At 33.4% G+C, this 19,235-nt stretch carries 14 protein-coding genes and 1 tRNA gene; 12 read left to right on the top strand and 3 right to left on the bottom strand.

Translation table 11 applies throughout. From position 1 onward, the window contains the following. The first annotated feature begins 53 nt into the window (after positions 1-53). From H611_RS0104400 to H611_RS0104390, 3 genes are all read left to right on the top strand, one after another. Positions 54-2,264, top strand: coding sequence for an ATP-dependent DNA helicase (locus H611_RS0104400; RefSeq protein WP_027137212.1), 2,211 nt, complete (start codon positions 54-56; stop codon positions 2,262-2,264). Then, the gene (locus tag H611_RS0104395) at positions 2,254-3,771 is read left to right on the top strand and encodes a DUF7017 domain-containing protein (RefSeq protein WP_027137211.1); all 1,518 of its coding nucleotides are present in this window, start codon (positions 2,254-2,256) and stop codon (positions 3,769-3,771) included. The genes H611_RS0104400 and H611_RS0104395 overlap by 11 nt, the downstream gene beginning before the upstream one ends. 251 nt (positions 3,772-4,022) lie before the next feature. Further along, positions 4,023-4,463, top strand: a complete 441-nt coding sequence (locus tag H611_RS0104390; RefSeq protein WP_027137210.1) for a lipocalin-like domain-containing protein — start codon at positions 4,023-4,025, stop codon at positions 4,461-4,463. A gap of 575 nt (positions 4,464-5,038) precedes the next feature. Here the strand turns inward: H611_RS0104390 and H611_RS0104380 are convergent. Next, positions 5,039-5,111: transfer RNA gene (locus tag H611_RS0104380), tRNA-Phe, on the bottom strand. A gap of 181 nt (positions 5,112-5,292) precedes the next feature. Between H611_RS0104380 and H611_RS0104375 the strand changes: the two genes are divergently transcribed. From H611_RS0104375 to H611_RS0104345, 7 genes are all read left to right on the top strand, one after another. Then, on the top strand, positions 5,293-6,024 hold the full coding sequence (locus tag H611_RS0104375; protein WP_027137209.1) for a type III pantothenate kinase: 732 nt from the start codon (positions 5,293-5,295) through the stop codon (positions 6,022-6,024). Further along, positions 6,021-7,328 carry a hypothetical protein gene (locus H611_RS0104370; RefSeq protein WP_027137208.1) on the top strand — a complete coding sequence of 436 codons (1,308 nt, stop codon included), beginning with the start codon at positions 6,021-6,023 and terminating at the stop codon, positions 7,326-7,328. The genes H611_RS0104375 and H611_RS0104370 overlap by 4 nt, the downstream gene beginning before the upstream one ends. Before the next feature lie 23 nt (positions 7,329-7,351). Beyond that, complete coding sequence (locus H611_RS0104365) at positions 7,352-8,734, top strand: tetratricopeptide repeat protein (protein WP_027137207.1); 1,383 nt, start codon at positions 7,352-7,354, stop codon at positions 8,732-8,734. Beyond that, the gene (gene lptC / locus H611_RS0104360) at positions 8,735-9,289 is read left to right on the top strand and encodes an LPS export ABC transporter periplasmic protein LptC (protein WP_027137206.1); all 555 of its coding nucleotides are present in this window, start codon (positions 8,735-8,737) and stop codon (positions 9,287-9,289) included. It abuts the gene before it with no gap. Between the two features lie 44 nt (positions 9,290-9,333). Beyond that, positions 9,334-9,525 carry a hypothetical protein gene (locus H611_RS0104355; protein ID WP_027137205.1) on the top strand — a complete coding sequence of 64 codons (192 nt, stop codon included), beginning with the start codon at positions 9,334-9,336 and terminating at the stop codon, positions 9,523-9,525. Between the two features lie 3 nt (positions 9,526-9,528). Next, a complete protein-coding gene (locus tag H611_RS0104350) occupies positions 9,529-10,818 on the top strand; it encodes a hemolysin family protein (protein ID WP_027137204.1) in 1,290 nt (429 codons plus the stop codon). A 141-nt stretch (positions 10,819-10,959) separates the two neighbouring features. Continuing rightward, positions 10,960-13,089 (top strand): peptidylprolyl isomerase, encoded by a 2,130-nt coding sequence (locus tag H611_RS0104345; protein ID WP_027137203.1) that lies wholly within the window; start codon positions 10,960-10,962, stop codon positions 13,087-13,089. 84 nt (positions 13,090-13,173) lie between these two features. Here the strand turns inward: H611_RS0104345 and H611_RS0104340 are convergent, their stop codons facing one another. Both H611_RS0104340 and H611_RS0104335 read right to left on the bottom strand, forming a co-directional pair. Then, positions 13,174-14,079 (bottom strand): GYDIA family GHMP kinase, encoded by a 906-nt coding sequence (locus H611_RS0104340; RefSeq protein ID WP_027137202.1) that lies wholly within the window; start codon positions 14,077-14,079, stop codon positions 13,174-13,176. Between the two features lie 4 nt (positions 14,080-14,083). Continuing rightward, positions 14,084-15,400 (bottom strand): hydroxymethylglutaryl-CoA reductase, degradative, encoded by a 1,317-nt coding sequence (locus tag H611_RS0104335; RefSeq protein WP_027137201.1) that lies wholly within the window; start codon positions 15,398-15,400, stop codon positions 14,084-14,086. Between the two features lie 154 nt (positions 15,401-15,554). Here H611_RS0104335 and H611_RS0104330 point away from each other — a divergent pair, with 154 nt between their 5' ends. Beyond that, positions 15,555-17,756: a S9 family peptidase gene (locus H611_RS0104330; protein WP_027137200.1), complete on the top strand. Its 2,202-nt coding sequence runs from the start codon at positions 15,555-15,557 to the stop codon at positions 17,754-17,756. A 44-nt stretch (positions 17,757-17,800) separates the two neighbouring features. Next, positions 17,801-19,186: a peptide MFS transporter gene (locus tag H611_RS0104325; RefSeq protein WP_027137199.1), complete on the top strand. Its 1,386-nt coding sequence runs from the start codon at positions 17,801-17,803 to the stop codon at positions 19,184-19,186. Positions 19,187-19,235: the final 49 nt, after the last annotated feature.

Raw genomic sequence — 19,235 nt, 5'->3', positions numbered from 1 at the left:
TACGCATATACACTGCATAGCTAGTACCAATCTTTGTCTAAAGACTAATATTGATGAGCATATTTGATTACTTTAATAATCTAGAACTCACCAACGATCAACATAAAGCGTTGGAAAAGCTGTATGCTTTCATACAGAGCGATGAACGGGTATTTATACTTCAAGGCTATGCAGGGAGTGGTAAAACCACTCTATTGAAAGGTGTAGTTAACTATCTCGAGAATATTGAAAAGAAATATCAGCTTATGGCTCCTACAGGAAGAGCAGCTAAAGTCATTAATCAAAAAACAGGATTTGAATCAACAACCATTCATAAGGGAATATATAGTTTTGATGAGTTACAAGAAATAGAACGAGGAAATGAAGAAAACGATGTTTCATTTTTATATCAGTATAAGTTAAGAAATAATACTGACATCTATGACTCTGTGTTAATTGTTGATGAAGCATCTATGGTCTCAGATACATTGAGTCAGGGAGAATTTTTTCGTTTTGGAAGTGGTTATCTTTTAAGTGATTTGATTGCTTTTTCTCGAGTTCAGGATTCAAGTACAAAAAGTAAAATAATCTTCATTGGTGATCCAGCACAGCTACCACCTATCGGCATGAACTTTTCACCAGCACTTGACTCACAATATCTTCAGGAAACATTTCAATTAATGACTTCAACGGCAGAAATGAAAGAAGTAAAGCGTCAAGATGAAAATAATGGCATTTTATTATCTGCAACCAAATTGAGACAATGCCTTACCTCTGGATACTTCAATGATTTTAATTTAAGTGAAAATCAAAAGGATATATTTAATCCACTTTATGAAAATTATCTAGAAATATACAAGGGACAATTCAAGAGTAAAATTATTATTTGTTATAAAAATAAAACCGCACTTGATTTAAACAGAGCGATTCGACAAGATAAATTTGGAGATGATTTACCAATTCAACAATCAGATACCATAATTATTGGTGTTAATAATTATAGATTAGGAATTATGAACGGCGAGTTTGCTGTGGTCTCTGAAGCAAGCTCTTCAGTTGAGAGTCGAGAAATTAGATTTAAAGTAAAAGATGGTGAAACAGAAACCGTTAGATTAACCTGGAGAAAAGTAGTTCTAGTATTACCAGATGAAAATAGTAAGCCTAAAAATGTTTCCGGTTTTATTTTAGAGAATTACTTGTATGGTGATAACTATTTAAAACCTGAAGAGCAAAGAGCATTATATGTTGATTTCAAAACCAGATATCCTAAACTTAAAAAGGGAACCGAAGAGTTTAAGGAGGCCATTTCTAATGACCCATATTTCAATTGTATTCAATTAAAATATGGTTATGCTGTTACATGTCATAAAGCTCAGGGAGGCGAATGGGATAATGCTTTTGTGTTTTGGGATAGGGGAGTTAGTTCTAACTTTAATTTTTTTGAATCAGAACATGATAGATCTGGTAAGACAAATTCAGATTTTTATCGCTGGGCATATACGGCGATAACTAGAGCGTCAAAAAAGTTATTTTGTATCAATCCTCCTTATTTCTCATCCTTTACAAATATGTCCTTTATTGATATAAATGTCCAAGCAGCATTTAACAAATTATTAGGTCAAGATTTTGAAACCGTGGAGGTTGACTTAAATGAAGAAGTGTTAAAAAAAATTGAAAACTTTGGTTTGTTGGAAGCGCCATTACAAATCCAAGACCATTTTATTGCTCGTTGGTATTTACTGAAAAAGAAAAACATCAAAATTGTTGAATGGGAAAAAGTTGGATATGAAATCCGGTATGTTTTCAAGAAAGAAAGCGAGATGGCCGCTTTTAAATATTGGGTTAACGGAAAAAATGTGTTTAATTCAAATTTTCAAAAATTACCCGCTAAGACAAATTCAGATGAGCTTTTTGATTCTATTTCTAACATCTTAGAGGACTCGGAAAGTATTACAATAAACAGAAATACTGCCGAAGGAATTTTAACTAAAGTTGCATTTGATGTTGAATTAGAGGAAAGCAAGCCGTTTTTGAAAAAAATATTTGATAGCGTTGAAAGTGAACTTCAAGCAAACGAAGTTATTTCTGGAATTTCACATTTACCATATAGAGAACGATATGCATTTGAAAGTGGTAGTGATAAATGTGTGATTGATTTTGAATACAATAAAGAAGGTTTTTTCGGTAGAGTACTTCCTATTGAAAGTAAATGCAACAGTAAGCCGCTATTAGAAAGAATTAAAGAAATCATTGGCAAACTAAAAGAAGCTAATTATGCCAGCTAAAGAAATTAAAGAACTAAGACAGTCTGGACGATTAGAAGAAGCTCTAGAGATGGCTCAAAATGAGTTGAATAAACATCCAGATAATATTTGGGGAAAGCGAAATATTAGTTGGGTCTACTATGAGTATATAAAAAAGTATGCCCATGAATTTGACTATGACGGTTTCTTAGAAAATCTAACAAAGTTAAAAGAACTTGATCTTCCTGAAAATGAGGTGATGGTTTTTGATACTGCAGCGTGGCAAATAGCGAGTGTAGTTTTTACATTACAAAAATCAGAGCCAATTGATTATTCTAAAATTAATCAAGTATTCGATTTAATTAAAGAGTTTCATTATACAAAACCATCAGAAAGCTATAGTTTATTATACAAAGCATTTCACAAAGGCTATCAAAATTGGTCCCGTTACCTAGAATTCGCCGATTGGTGGAATTTTGAAAACTTTAGACCTGAAGATTACCAGAAAGAAGAATATAATGGTAGGCTGATAATGGCCTTAGTAGAACAAGCCTATATCGCATATTCTAAAATATTAATGGAGGGAGAGGCTTTAGATGCCTTTGGTTCACAAAGAAGAATCAATAGGTTTAAAATCGAAGAGTTTTTGCCCAAATTAGATGTTATTATAGAAGCTCATCCAGATTACCAATACCCACCTTACTTTAAAGCGAAACTTTTGCTTACTAAAGGAGACGACAGTGATGTGCTTCAAGCCTTTTTACCATTTGCCATAAAGAAAAGAAATGATTTCTGGGTATGGGAATTAATGTCAGATGTCTTTCCAGTTGATGATGAGAGAAAAATAGCCTGTTTATGTAAAGCACTTTCATTAAATTCTCAGGAAGATTTTTTGATCAATACACGACAGAAATTAGCAGAAATATTAATAACAAAGGGGCTTTTTGATGAAGCAAAAACGGAGATTAATAAAATTATAAATACAAGAGAAGGTAATAGCTGGAGAGTTCCTTCAAACATTATACAATGGACAGATCAACCTTGGTATGATACTGCAAATATTAAATCAACGAACTTTGAATATTATAATCGTTTTATCTCAAAAGCTGAAGAACTATTGTATCAAGATGTTGATGAAGATGAAGTCGTTGTTGAGTTTGTTAATAAAGATAAAAAGATTTTAAATTTTATTCAGGATAAAAACTTTTATGGTTTTTTTGGTTATAAAACATTAAAGATAAAACCAAAGATTGGAGATGTATTAAAAATAAGATTTCAAAATAAAGTGAATAGGGGAATGTGTAAGGTGTATTCAGCGAAAGAATTGAATATAGGTGATCAAAGTGAAAGTCTAGTATTAAAAACAGTTTCTGGCAAAATTAATATACCAGAGGGAAAAACTTTCGGCTTTTTGGAAAATGTATTTATAGCTCCAGATTTTATTAAAAACCAAAACATTTCCGATGGAGAAGATATTACTTGTAAAGCTATTTTGTCATTTAACAAAAGGAAAAATGAGTGGGGTTGGAGAGGTTATGAAATTATATAATAAATATTAGAATAACTTTTAAACACAATAAGTGCTAATTATAGCTATCTAGGTTTCTGTAAATTTCCTGTCCAAAAGCTCTTGATTTTTAGGGTAATAAAGCAAGACTAAGATATTCTAATTTATAGCTAAGCCTAACCATTTCTTTTTCACATATGGTTATCCGTAAAGCTTTCTATTTATAGTTTTGTATATTAATAACTTTAATATAACAGGACATTTGTCTTAAATCACTTTCAATAATTAATAATATGAAAAAATTATCAATAATACTTTTAACGTTTTTGATCGTCGCTTGTTCATCTGATAATAATGAAACAGTGTCTATTGTGGGTATTTGGAAACCAATTGCAGAAGTTCAGGTATGTTCAACTGGAAGCAGAGAAACATATCCATATGATGCTTGTGAACAAAAGTCTCGAGTTACATTCGCTTCAAACGGGATGTTAAATATTACAGATTTTGACGACTATACCGGAGATTGTTTAGAGGATTATAATGAAAATGGAACTTGGACTTTAAATGGAGGTGATTTATCTGTAAATATAGATGGGGAAACACTTAACCCTACCTTTTTTGAATTATCAGATAATACTTTACGAATTGGATATTATGATAACGATGAAAACGACCCTTGCGACGGAGGAAAATTACCCTCACATTGTTATACGGAATATACAAGAGTAGATTAATTAATTGGCTAAAATTGTAAAGAACCTGTCATCAAAAATAATGCATAAAACTTTCTATTTTACAAAAAAATAAAAGCGGAAATTAATTTTTTTATTGAAGACCTACTCAAATAATAGGGCTTATACGATAAAAGAAAAACAATATTATTTTCCCCCACGCCCTCTGAAAATTCAAAATTCCAAAAATATATTTTGACTTTTTGTGTTTAAATACTGGGTGTTTAAAGGCTTTTTGAGATGTCTTCATAGATTTGCTTAGTGGAATCCAGAACTAAGGATTTAAAAAACAATTATAATTTATTCAGCACCCGAATAAGTTAATTACTTATATGAAACTGATTAGTCTATTTATTTTGGTCTCTTTTAAGTTTTAATTAAAGACCTAATTCTGGGTGTATTTAATGTATTTATTTGATATGCTAAAGAGGGAATTAATCTTAAACCACTTACAACTGGAATAGGTTGAACGGTTAGTTCTAGTATAATTAATAATAAATTAGCCACCAAATCTGGCACTTATATAAAACAAAAAACCCGTAAAACCTTTGTTGTTAGGAATTTACGGGATTTTTTTGTGGTACCTCCAGGAATCGAACCAGGGACACAAGGATTTTCAGTCCTTTGCTCTACCAACTGAGCTAAGGTACCTCGCTAAAGCGGTTGCAAATATATGTCCCTTTTTGTTATTCACCAAAAGAAATTCAAAAAAAATGACTCAAATTTTATCTTTTTTATCCTAGAAAAACATATCTCTTTTTAAATCAATATAATAAGTTAAAAGTAAAAATTAATAAAATGACATTTTGTAATTTTATCTCTTTTTAGGCCCATGAATTTAATAATCGATGTTGGTAATTCTTTAGTTAAGTTAGCTGTTTTTAATGGTAACTTGCTTGTTGAAACCCAAACTACAGACATAAATAGCATTTTAGATAAGATAAGTAATCTTAAACTTAAATACGACCGGTTAAAGGACGGTATTATTTCCTCAGTCGCTAATATTTCAAAATCAGACTTAAAAGCTATCCATGAAATTATTCATGTATTGGTTTTAAATAATACGCTGCGTTTACCGTTTAATAATTTATATGCGACCCCACAAACCTTAGGTGTTGATCGCTTGGCTTTAGTAGGTGCTGCTGTTAATAGATTCCCGAATACTAACTGTTTAGTAATTGATGCAGGAACTTGTATTACCTACGATTTTATAACTTCGAAAGCCAATTATCTGGGCGGAGCTATTTCTCCAGGAATACGTATGCGTTATAAGGCTTTGAATACTTTTACAGCTAAATTACCGTTGTTAACAACAGAAAGTCCTAATAATATTATTGGAGATTCTACAAATCAATCCATACATTCCGGAGTCGTATTTGGTGTTATAAAAGAAATAGAAGGGGTTATTGGTGAATATCAAAAAAAATATCCCGATTTAACAGTTATTTTAACAGGTGGTGATGGTAATTTCTTGTCTAAACAATTAAAAAGTAGCATATTTGCGAACTCCAATTTCCTTTTAGAGGGGTTGAACTTAATTTTACAACTTAATTCGAACGAATGATTAAAAAACTTGTATTAGTTTTTATTGCAGTATTTGCAATTAGTGTATATGGACAAGAAGGAACAGCATCTCCTTATTCTTTTTACGGTATTGGAAGCCTAAAGTTTAAAGGAACTGTTGAAAACCGAAGCATGGGAGGATTAAGTATTTATATGGATAGTGTGCATGTAAACTTAAGAAATCCTGCGTCTTATGCAGGGAAGAACCTTGAACTTTTAAATGGAGAAAGCAGACCTGTTAAATTTACAGTAGGTGGAGGACATTCCAATATAGGCTTGAAAAGTGAAACTAGTAAGGACCGCGCGTCTTCAACTACTTTCGATTATTTGGCAATGTCGGTACCTATGGGGAAATTTGGATTAGGTTTTGGATTGTTACCATTTACCTCAGTAGGGTATAAATTAGAATCTTTAGACTCTGAAGGCGATTTATCTAACCGTTTTCGAGGTGAGGGAGGTTTAAATAAAGCTTTTTTAGGATTGGGTTACCAAATTGTTGAAGGCTTAACCATTGGTGTTGATGCTCATTATAATTTTGGAAATATTAAAAACAGCACCGTTGCATTTGTTTACGATAATGATGGTAATTTGGCTCAGTACCAATCCAGAGAAAATAACCGTTCAGATTTAAGCGGTTTAAACTTTAACTTAGGACTGTCTTATAAAACCATGATAAGTAAATCTTTAGAATTGGTTGCTAGTGGAACCTATACACCTGAAAGTAAGCTCGCATCTCAAAATGTGCGCTCGTATTCAACCATTACATTTAATAGTAGTACAGGTCAAGAGTTTGTGGTCGATACGATTGATGAAGATTTAGATGTTATAGGTTTAAGAGAGACAGATTTAACATTACCTTCAAAATATACAGCAGGATTAGGATTTGGTAAGCCTAGAAGCTGGTTTGTTGGCGCTGAATATGAAGCACAGCAAACAAGTCAGTTTTCAAATGATTTGTATTCTAGTGTTTCTACCCAATACGAAGATTCTGAAACCTATCGCTTAGGAGGATTTTATATTCCTGATTACAATGCGTTTAGAGGGTATTACAAACGTGTGGTATACCGAGCAGGTATGCATTACGAAAAAACAGGTTTAGTTTTAAATAATGAGTCTATAAATGAGTTTGGCATGTCTTTTGGTGTAGGATTACCAGTGGGTTCCTTTTTCTCTAATGCCAATATAGGTTTAGAATTTGGAAAACGTGGAACGACCAACAGCAATTTAGTAGAAGAGAATTTTATTAATTTTCAATTAAGTTTATCTTTGAACGATAGATGGTTCCAAAAAAGAAAATACGATTAAAGCTATAAATTAAAAAACAGAAAATGAAGACGAAGATTACTTTATTATTAGCAGTACTATTTGTAGGGCTTAATGTTAGTTTTGCACAGCAAGATCAAGAGTGCTTAACAAAACTCTCAATATTTCACGAATATGTGAAATCTAAAAATTTTGAAGCAGCCTACGAACCATGGATGCTTGTAAGAAATAAATGTCCTAAATTCCATAGTGCCATATATGTAGATGGAGAAAAGATTTTAGAATCTAAAATCGATAAAGTTTCTGGTGAGGAGCAGGTTGCTGTAATTAACGACTTATTGTTGTTATGGGAGCAAAGAGCAGAGAATTTTCCTAATAAAACAGCAAAAGGAGAATTTTTAGCAAAGGCTTGTCAGTTAAAGTACGATTTTAGAGATGCTTTAAATTTGTCTAAGGAAGAATTGTATGCTTGTTTCGATGAGGCTTATAATACAGATAAGAAAACGTTCTCAAACCCAAAAAGTTTATATACATATTTTTCGTTAATGGTAGATCTTTATGATGCGGGTAAAAAACCAGCAGAAGATTTGTTTAATAAATATGACGATGTTGTTGAAAAAGTTGAAAGTGAGATTGAGAACTATTCTTTGGAATTAAATGATCTTGTAGTTAAGGAAGATGCTGGAGGTACTTTAACTAAGAAAGAAGCGTCATACAAACGTTCTTACGAGAGTTATTTAAGAGCTTACGATCAAATTGCGAGCAGTATCGATTCTAAATTAGGTGATCGTGCTAATTGCGAGAATTTAGTCCCTTTATACAAAAGAGGATTTGAAGAGAATAAAACCAATGCGGTTTGGTTAAAACGAGCGGCAGCTAAAATGGCACAAAAGGAATGTACAGACGATCCTATGTTCTTCGATTTAGTAAATGCATTTCATGAGTTAGATCCATCGGCTGATTCGGCATATTACTTAGGTATCTTAAAAGATAAAGAAGGGAAATCTAATGATGCTATTTCTTTTTACGAGCAGGCCCTTAGTTTAGAGTCTGATGGGTTTAAAAAAGCAAAACTTTACAAGAAAATCGGATTAAAACTGAAGTCTAAAGGAAGCTATGTAAAAGCTAGAAATTATTTCAGACAAGCTTTAAGCTTAAATCCTTCAGATGGAAGTCCTCACTTATACATTGCAGCCATGTATGCGGCAAGTGCTAACGATTGTGGAGATACAGCCTTTAATAAAAGAGCAGTATACTGGTTGGCAGCTGATGAAGCTGCTAAGGCAGGCCGTGTAGATCCAACACAAAAGAAACATGCTGCGCAATCTATAGCTAGTTATAAAGCTAAAGCGCCTTCGAAGTCAGATGTATTTAGTTCAGGTACTTCTGGACAACAAATTAAAATTGGATGTTGGATTAATGCTGTGATTACTGTTCCAAGTATCTAAATGAAAGTAAAATTTAATAATCATATTTTTAACATAGTCATCGTAATTACGATGACTATGTTTTTTTCATGTAACGACAGTTATAATGAAGTTCAGAAAATTGGTGTTTCAGAAAATGAACCAGTAGGAGAAGCTTACGATATTAATTTAAAATACACCGTAGAAGGACGGGTAACCGCCAATCTATTAAGTCCGAAAATGATAGACTATACGAATCGAGATTTTCCATATAACGAATTTCCGGAGGGTATTACCCTTTATCTTTACGACGATAAAGATGAAAAAAGTACGGTGGTTTCAGATTATGCCATTATTTATAACGACACCAATTTAATTGATTTACAAGGCAACGTTGTAATTACAACGGCCGACAATAGTGTTTTAAAAACACAGCAACTGTATTACGACCAAAAGAAAGAATGGTTGTTTACTAATAAGTCAGTAACATTTACTACCGGACAGGATGTTATTAATGGTAATGGTTTCGATTCGAATTCAAAATTCACGAATGCCGAGGTATTAGAGGTGACAGGATTTATTACCGTTGAAGATTAATTTTACCTATCTTTACATTATCAAAATCTACAAAATTTATTCAAGTGAAATATTCTAAGATTTTTCAATATGCGTATTTAGTTTTTGCTGCGTTATTTCTTTACGATGGCATTTCAAAGCTAAGTGATGGGACACATGGTGCTTATGTGTCTTTTGGTTTAGCGGCATTAGCGGTGTTTATGTATTTCTTCAGAAGGAAATTTAGAAAAAAATACGACAATAAGGATAATTCATAGTACATGAGCATTTATGTCCTTATCATAATTGTATCCTTAATACTATCGGCTTTTTTTTCAGGAATGGAGATTGCTTATGTGTCTTCAAACAAAATACATATTGAAATTGAAAAAAAGCAAGATGGCCTACTTTCAAAAGTACTAACCAAGTTAACGGCAAAACCTTCAAAATTTATCGCAACCATGCTTATTGGTAATAATATAGCATTGGTGATTTATGGGTTTTTTATGGGTGACTTATTGGTTGAATGGTTTCAAAGTTTAATGCCAACTTCATACGGGTTTATAAATTTGATGCTCACCGATTTTAGCTTAATAAGTCAAACCATTATTTCAACGTTACTCATTTTAATTACAGCAGAGTTTTTACCAAAAGTTTTTTTTCAAATTTATGCCAATTCTCTGCTTAAAATATTAGCAGTTCCGGCCTATGTGTTTTATGCTTTGTTTTCATTGGTGTCCGATTTTGTCATCTGGATTTCCGATTTTGTTTTAAAACACCTATTTAAAACTGAAGGCGACCAAATTCAACTGGCTTTTACCAAGGTTGAATTGGGACATTACATAAGCGAACAGATGGAGTCGGTTGAAGAACATGATCAGATAGATTCTGAGATTCAGATTTTTCAAAATGCTTTAGAGTTTTCAGAGGTGAAAGCTCGTGAAGTTATGGTGCCTCGAACCGAAATTACGGCTGTAGAAATTAACGATTCTGTAAAATCCTTAAGTGCTTTATTTACCGAAACAGGCCATACTAAAATATTGGTTTATAAAGAATCTATTGATGATATTTTAGGTTATGTACATTCGTTCGAATTATTTAAAAAACCAAAGAGCATAAAAGCGATGTTGCTTCCGGTAGAATATGTTCCCGAAACCGTTTTAATTAAAGATGTGCTAAACGTTTTAATTAAAAAACGTAAAAGTATTGCGGTGGTTTTAGATGAGTACGGCGGGACATCAGGTATAATGACCGTAGAAGATATTGTAGAGGAATTGTTTGGTGAAATAGAGGATGAGCACGATACCGTAGACCTTATTGAAGAAAAATTAGATGAAGACACTTATAAGTTTTCAGCACGCTTGGAAGTTGATTATATTAATGAAACCTTTAAATTAAACCTACCGGAAAGTGAGAATTACGAAACCTTGGGAGGTTTGATTGTTAACCATACCGAAGAGATTCCTGCCCAGAATGAAGTCGTTAAAATGGATAACTTCCAGTTCACTATTTTAGAAGTTTCCAACACCAAAATAGACTTGGTTGAACTGCTAATTTTAGGAGAAGATTAAGGCTTAATAATAAAACAACTAACTACTTTTATTATTAAGTATAAAATAGTATTTTCGCACGCATCATTTAGCCAAAATGTCGTTGGCTAGTAACTTAACAAGTAAAACCAATTAAAGGTTATAAAAAAAAATAATTAACAAATGGCAGTATTAAATAAGATTAGACAGCGTTCCCTATTTTTAATTATAGTGATAGCGTTGGCGTTATTTTCTTTTGTTTTAGCAGATTTATTTACGAAAGGAAATGCCTTTTCACAACAATCACAAAACATTGTAGGTACCATTAATGGTAAGGATATTAACAGAGAGGAGTTTTTGCAAAAAGTGGAGGAAGCCCAACGTAATGCTGGTGCCAGTGCAACTAATACGCAAATTATAAATCGTGTTTGGGAACAAGAAGTAAGACAAGCAGTATTGGAATCTCAATTCGAAAAGTTAGGTATTACTATCGAGAAAGATCAAATGCGCGATTTATTAAAAACAGCTTTAGCATCAAGTCCTGAATTTTTAAATGAAGCAGGCTTATTCGATGAAGCTAAATTGAATGAATATATTGCAAATCTAAAAGAAACATCTCCTATTGGTTTTCAAAGCTGGGTTAATTACGAGAAGTCTTTAGCGACAAATGGTTTACAACAAAACTATTATAATATGGTTAAAGCTGGTTTAACAGGGACTTTAGCCGAAGGAAAAGTTGAATATAATTTAGAAGGAGATAAGGTAGACCTTAAATATGTTCAGGTTGCCTACAGCTCTATTGCTGATAGTTTGGTTGAAGTAAGTAAATCGGATATATCAAGTTATATTAGCAACAATAAAAAACAATATGAAGTTGAAGCTTCAAGAGACATACGTTATGTAAAGTTCAATGAAGTAGCTTCTGTTGAGGATGAGGATGCTATTAAAGAAGAACTAGTAGGATTGTTAAATGACAGAGAAGAGTATAATAATTTAACAAAAGAGAGTGAAACTGTAAAAGGTTTTTTAAGCACTACTGAAGATGCTGAATTTGTTAACTCGCATTCTGATATTAAATTTGATGAGCGTTTTGTATTTAAATCCAGTTTATCATCAACATTTGCTGATAGCATTTTTAAATTAAATAAAGGAGAAACTTACGGGCCATATAAAGACAATGGATATTACAAAATATCTAAAGTTGTGGCAGTAAAACAAATTCCGGATTCTGCTAAGGTTAGACACATTTTAATTCCATTCTTAGGTTCAAGAAGTGCAGCTCAAGATGTAACGCAAACTGAAGATGAAGCTAAAGCAACTGCAGACAGTTTATTAGCTGTTATTAAAAATGATCGTTCAAAATTCCCAGAATTAGTAAAGGAGTTTTCTTCAGATCAAGGAAGTGTTGAAAAAGAAGGGCGTTACGATTGGCACCCTTACAACACGATGGTACCTGAGTTCAACGATTTCGAATTCGAAGGTAACGTTGGAGATTTGGGTGTAGTAAAAACTGTTTTTGGTTTTCATATTATTGAAATTGAAGGGCAAAAAGAAAAGAGTAAAGCTATTCAGGTAGCTACATTAGCAAGAAAAATTGAGCCATCTGAGGCGACTATTGATAAAGTGTTTAGAGATGCTTCTAGTTTTGAAATTGCTGTAGCTGATGGAGATTTTGAAGAAGTAGCTAAGGAGAGTAGTTTAACCGTGCGTCCAGTTAACGGCGTGAAAGTGTTAGATGAAAACATTCCAGGTGTTGGTAATCAAAGAAACATTGTGCGTTGGGCATTTAATGAGGAAACTAAAGTAGGTGCAGTAAAACGTTTTAATGTTTCAAATGGTTATGTGGTTGCTCAATTAGTTGAAAAACACAAGGAAGGATTAATGTCTGTAGAAGATGCTTCTGCCAGTGTGTTACCAATCATTAGAAAGGAAAAGAAAGCAGAAATGATTAAGGACAGAATATCTGTTAGTACTTTAGAAGATCTCGCTGCAGCCGAAAATACAAGTGTTAGAACTGCAGCAGCAGTTAACATGAAAAACCCAACCTTATCAGGAGCTGGAAGAGAACCAATAGTTGTTGGTGCGGCATTTGGATTAAACGAAGGAGAAACTTCCGATTTAATTGTAGGAGAAAAGGGAATTTACATGATTCAAGTAACTAAAATTACTCCGGCAGTAGAGTTAGATAATTATCAAGCAGCGGCTAATAGAGTGGAGCAACAAAAAATGAGTGTTGTAACGTCTAAATTGTATAATGCATTAAAAGAAGCAGCTGAGATAGAAGATAACAGAGTAGAAACTCAAATTCAGTAATTATAAATTACTGAATACATATAAAGAAAGGGGCAAGTTTACTTGCCCCTTTTTTATTTATATATTTTAATAGTGAAGTGCCTTTTAAAGTGTCATCTGGCTGTATTGAAGTACTGTATGATAGCCTTTATTCTTAAAATACGGGGTAGGATTATTTTCTGAAGTCACTAGAACAAAATCACCTCCCCAGGCTCCAAGGCTTTTAATGCTTCCTTGAAAATCTGAAAACAAACGTTTTTTAACAGGTGTTTGTTTTATTATATTCGAAATAATAGCCTCATGTCGCTCTATTAAATCTTGAAATTCACTGAAAGAATTGCAAGCTATCATGGCTTTAGTAATCGCATTGACTTCATCTATTTCATTGTCGATAGTGTTTTTATTCGATTTATAGGTTGCTATGCCTTCCCGACTATTTTGTTTTTTATTTAGGTAAACAAAATATAAATGGTCTTTAAAGTCAGGATTAAATGCAACCTTATCAATATAATTTGTATTCGATTTTATTTGGTAAGTGATTGGTCCATTGGTTTGGGCACAGGCGATATCGTAACCACTCCCACCAAAGGTTAATTTTAGTAAGTCGTAAGGGTTAACATGGGCCCATTGGGCTAGATTGTTAATTAAAGTTGAAGAAGTACCTAATCCCCAATCTTTTGGAAAGCTTAATTCCGTTATTATTTTAAATCCCTGATTAGTATTTAAAAAATTCGGATTTAAAGTTTTAATGGCATTAATTATTTGGATAATTCGTTTCGAAGTGTCATCTGTATTGCTAGTTGTAATAATACCGTTATTTAGAATATTAAAAACACCTTTATACCAGATACTGCGGTCACTATTCAAACTTTGCCAAATAAGTTGCCTCTCAGTAATAGGAGTGACGTTTAAAGATTGTCCATATTTAGTTGGTATAGCTAAAGACATGGCACCATCTAGAACGAGATACTCTCCAGTTAGTAAAAGCTTTCCGTTTGAATAAAATCGCATAAGATTATTGTCTTAAATTTTCAATGGCTTTAACTACGGCACTATGTGAAATGGTATGGTTTGCGAAATGTTTTACCAGAACTTCTTTTTCTTCTAGAGTCGCTTCAAACTGATTTAAAATGTTCATTAAATGCATTTTCATATGTCCTTGCTGAATACCAGTTGTAGTGAGCGATCTTAAAGCAGCAAAATTTTGGGCTAAGCCAGCCACAGCAACAATTTCCATGAGTTCCTTAGCTGAAGGATGATGTAATAATTCTAACGATAGTTTTACTAGAGGATGAAGTCCAGTAAGTCCTCCAACAGTTCCTAAAGCTAATGGCATTTCAATCCAAAATGTGAATTGGCCGTTTTCAATTTTAGCATGACTTAAACTTCCGTAAGATCCATTTCTTGAAGCGTAGGCATGTGCACAGGCTTCAATAGCTCTAAAGTCATTTCCAGTGGCTAAAACAACGGCATCAATACCATTCATAATACCTTTATTATGAGTCACGGCACGATATGGTTCAACTTCAGCAATCTTTACAGCCTGAACAAATTTTTCTGCAAATTCTTCAGGATCTATAGCGTCAGAATCACTTAAATCTTCAACCTTACAGCTAACTTCGGCGCGTACCAAACATTCAGGCACATAATTAGAAAGAATACTCATGGTAACTTGAATCATTTTTTCTTCCGTAGTAAAGGCATCAAAATTTAAAGCCTCACTTTTAAAAGTTTTAGCAAATTGCTCCAGACAAGAATTTATAAAATTAGCTCCCATGGCGTCAAGCGTTTCAAAAGAAGCATGTAATTGAAAGTAACCTGGGATTTCTGACGTTTTATCGCGTAGCTCTATATTTAATATACCTCCGCCGCGCTTTTCCATGTTTTTGGTAATGGGCTGGGCATCTTCAATTAGTTTAGGTTTTACATGGTTAAAGTAGGCTTTTAAGCTTTCAACATTGCCATGATACATAAAATGCACCTGACCAATTTTAGTGGTCGAAATAACTTGAGTTTTAAATCCACCACGATCCATCCAGAATTTAGCTGCTTTACTGGCAGCTGCAACTACTGAACTTTCTTCGATAGCCATGGGAATGGTATACAGCTTATTATTGATTAAAAAGTTCGGAGCGACTCCCAGAGGTAGGTAGTAGTTCGTTATGGTGTTTTCAATAAATTCGTCGTGCAGTTGTTGTAGTTTTTCGTTGGTATTCCAATATTGTTTTATAATTTTTTGTGCGTTTTCAGCATTTAAAAAATAGGTATCTACTATCCAATCAATTTTTTTAGATTTAGATAGTTTCGAAAAACCAGCAATAGATTTACTCATAAAATTTTAATTAACAAGGCAAAGATACTACAGTTAACAGGAATAATTAAAGTGTAATTTATTTAATAGACGTTATATAAGTGTTAATGTGAATGGTTTATTGCGTAATTTTTAGTAAACTTGGCGACCTTTTAAGAAATAAATATTTTTTTTAATGAAATACCTAAAATTATCCTTACAAGTCTGTCTGTTATTTACCAGTGTTTTGTTCGCACAAACAAAAAACATCAGCCTTGAAGAGATATGGGATGGGAGCTTTAGCGCTGAGCATATGGATGTTTTGCACTCTATGGCTAACGGTAAGCAATACTCCGTTTTTAATTTCGATAGAAACACCTATGCAACAACAATCGATATTTACAACTACGAAACTTTAGAGAAGGTAAAAACTTTGGTCGATTCCAGAAGCATTCCTGACCTTAGGTACTTTTCAGATTATAAGTTTAGTGAAGATGAAACTAAAGTGCTTTTGGCAACCAATGAAGAGTCGGTTTACAGGCGTTCGGTGTTAGGACATTATTTCGTTTATACTATTAGTGATGGTTCGTTGATTAAAGTTTCCGAAGAGAAAATTCAAGAGCCTACTTTTTCACCCGATGGTACTAAAATAGCATACGGCTATGAAAACAACTTATTTGTAAAAGATTTAGTTTCTGGTGAGACCCAACAAATAACTTTTGATGGTGAAAAGAATAAAATAATTAACGGTATTACCGATTGGGTTTATGAAGAAGAATTTGCATTTGTACGGGCCTTCGATTGGAATGCTGATAGTGATAAAATAGCCTATATAAAGTTTGATGAAACTGATGTGCCTGAATTTTCAATGGATATTTACGGGAAAGCACTGTATCAAACGCAACAGGTTTTTAAATATCCAAAACCAGGAGAAGCTAATTCGAAAGTATCGTTACATATTTATGATTTTACCGCCGATAAAACGTTAGAAGTTAATTTAGATAAAAACTATGAAGATTTCTATATCCCATGTATAAAATGGACCAACGACTCCGATATTTTAAGTGCTCAATATTTAAATCGCGGTCAGAATAATCTGGATTTGTGGATGATTCATACAGACGATAATACGTCTCATATAGTGTTAGAAGAAAGAGATAACGCCTATGTTGCTATCTCAGACGATTTAACGTTTTTAGAAGACAATAGTTTTATTTGGACCAGTGAGCAGGACGGTTATAATCACATTTACCATTACACAGAGTCTGGTAAATTAATAAATCAAGTAACTACAGGGAGTTGGGAGGTCACTAATTATTATGGTTATGATAAAAAAACGAACAGAATTTTTTATCAATCGGTAGAAAATGGTTCTATTAACCGTGATGTGTATTCGGTTAAATTAAATGGTCGAGGTAAAACCCGATTAACAAAAACAGAAGGGACTAATGACGCAGCCTTTAGTGCAGATTTTTCTTTTTTCATTAATACGTTTTCAAGTGCTACAACACCACCTCGGTACACTTTAAATAATGCCAAGTCTGGAGATGTCATAAAGAATATTGTAATTAATGAGGAATTGGAGGCCAAACTTTCAAATTACATTATTTCTACAAAGGAATTTTCTACGATTCAGATAAATGGTAACAATCTTAATATGTGGATGATTAAACCTGCAGATTTTGATGAAAATAAGGCGTATCCGCTATTTATGTATCAGTATTCAGGTCCTGGTTCTCAAGAAGTAGTGAATAAATGGCATAGTGCAAATGATTATTGGTTTGAATATCTAGCACAGAAAGGGTATATCGTAGCCTGTGTTGATGGACGCGGTACAGGTTTTAAAGGCTCTGAATTTAAAAAAATCACCCAGAATGAATTAGGTAAGTATGAAGTTGAAGATCAAATTGGCGCGGCTAAGTTATTAGGTGATTTGCCCTATGTTGATGCTTCCAGAATTGGAATATTCGGTTGGAGTTTTGGTGGCTTTATGAGTAGTAACTGTCTATTTAAAGGTAACGATATTTTTAAAATGGCTATTGCAGTAGCCCCGGTTACCAGCTGGCGATTTTACGATTCTGTTTATACCGAGCGTTATATGGGAGTGCCACAAACCAATGCAAGTGGTTACGATAATAATTCGCCCTTAAATCATGTGGAAAAATTAAAAGGTGACTTTTTACTTATTCATGGTTCTGGAGATGACAATGTGCACGTGCAAAACACCATGCGTTTAGTTGAAGCTTTAGTTCAGGCCGATAAGCAATTTGATTGGGCTATATATCCCGATAAAGATCATGGCATTTATGGTGGTAATACCAGATTACACCTTTATAAAAAAATGACTAACTTCATCGACGCTAAATTGGGAGATAAGATTGAGACTGCCAATAAATAATAACTTAAACAATCTAAAATTAAAAAATAACCAATATAAAATTTATGACAAATTTAGTAAAACAACCACATCAAAAAGAACTTTTCGGACACCCAGTAGGTTTATACGTTTTATTCTTTACGGAAATGTGGGAGCGTTTTTCTTATTACGGAATGCGTGCAATTCTCGTTTTATATTTAGTGCAAGCTACTAGTGATGCCAATGCTGGTTTAGGTTGGTCTAATGGTGAAGCTTTAGCGCTTTACGGTTGGTATACGATGTTAGTGTACGTGGCATCTATTCCGGGAGGCTGGTTAGCCGATAAATTTTTTGGTCAGAAAAGATCTGTGCTTTATGGAGGGATCTTATTAGTGGCAGGGCATAGTGTTTTGGCTATTGAGCAGATGTGGGCTTTCTATTCTGGTTTAGGCTTAATCATATTAGGAGTAGGTTTATTAAAACCGAATATTTCAACTATGGTTGGTGGATTATATAAGCAAGGTGATATAAGAAGAGATAAAGGATTTACCATTTTTTATATTGGTATAAATGTAGGAGCATTTTTATCAAGTTTAATTGTTGGTTACGTAGGAGAAGTTCATGGCTGGCATTACGGTTTCGGATTAGCGGGTATTGGAATGGGATTAGGTTTGTTGCAATATGTTCTGGGACAAAAGTATTTAAAACAAGTTGGAAACTTTTTAGGAACCTCGGAAAATGAAACAGATAAAGAAGCGATGAATAAACCTTTAACTCCTATTGAAAGAGATCGTGTAATTGTATTATTTGTTTCTTTCTTATTGGTAATTGTTTTTTGGGGTGCATTTGAGCAGGCTGGAGGATTAATGAATATTTACGCCAAAGAAAATACCAACAGAATGCTAATGGGGTGGGAAGTACCAGCATCATGGTTCCAGTCGTTAAATGCCATGTTCATTATTTTTCTAGGAACCTCTGTAGCGGCATTTTGGGCTAAAAGGAAGTTGAAAGGCTTATTGTCAACATCTTTATTTAAGATGATACTCGGACTTATTATAATGGGAACAGGATTCTTTTTCATGTCGGCGGCGGCCGTGGAATATAATAATACGGGAGCATCTGCCATGTATTGGTTAGTATTAGCTTATTTATTTCACACGATTGGAGAACTTTGTATATCGCCAGTAGCTTTATCTTATATTACAAAATTAGCGCCAGTAAAATACGCCTCTCTAATGATGGGCGTTTATTTTGCAATGACCGGGTTTGGAAATAAACTTGCTGGACTGTTAGGAGAATCCGCTGAAGGCGTTGGTGAATTAACCATTTTTACTGGTATTGCTATATTTAGTGTGCTTTTTGGTTTAGGAGTGATGATATTCCGTAAGAAACTGGAGAAATTAACGCATGGCGTTGAAGATAACGAGCGTGAAATAATGGATGCCGAAGAACTGGAACTAGCAAAAAATTAAAATAAATGCCCTCTCATTAAGAGGGTTTTCTTAATTATAACTATTAAAT

The sequence above is a fragment of the Gaetbulibacter saemankumensis DSM 17032 genome, assembly GCF_000425645.1.
In the GTDB taxonomy this organism is placed as follows: Bacteria; Bacteroidota; Bacteroidia; order Flavobacteriales; family Flavobacteriaceae; genus Gaetbulibacter; species Gaetbulibacter saemankumensis.
Note: the sequence above shows the minus strand (reverse complement) of the source record. Positions and strands in the feature narration are given on the sequence as shown.